The sequence below is a fragment of the Oleiphilus sp. HI0066 genome, from assembly GCF_001635725.1.
Map to the genome: position 1 here is coordinate 1 of NZ_LWFH01000826.1, position 301 is coordinate 301.

The 301-nt window shown below is 42.9% G+C and carries 1 protein-coding gene; it reads left to right on the forward strand.

All coding sequences use genetic code 11. From position 1 onward, the window contains the following. Positions 1–301: CBS domain-containing protein (locus tag A3738_RS30910; protein ID WP_369819792.1), on the forward strand; the 301-nt coding region annotated here is incomplete at both ends.

Sequence of the window (301 nt, forward strand, 5' to 3'; positions counted from 1 at the left end):
TGAGCCCTATTTTATCCCCGAAAGTACTCCGCTAAACCATCAGTTACTTCAATTTCAAAAAGCAAAACGCAGAATCGGCATTGTGGTTGATGAATATGGTGATGTTCAGGGACTTGCAACAATGGAAGATATCTTAGAAGAAATTGTTGGGGAGTTCACAACGGACTACTCTACAACCAGCAGCTCAGATATCACTGCGCAAGAGGACAGCAGCTTCCTTATTGATGGCTCCGCCACCATTAGGGCGATTAATAAAGCGCTTAAATGGTCATTACCTACTAATGGCCCTAAAACGATTAAC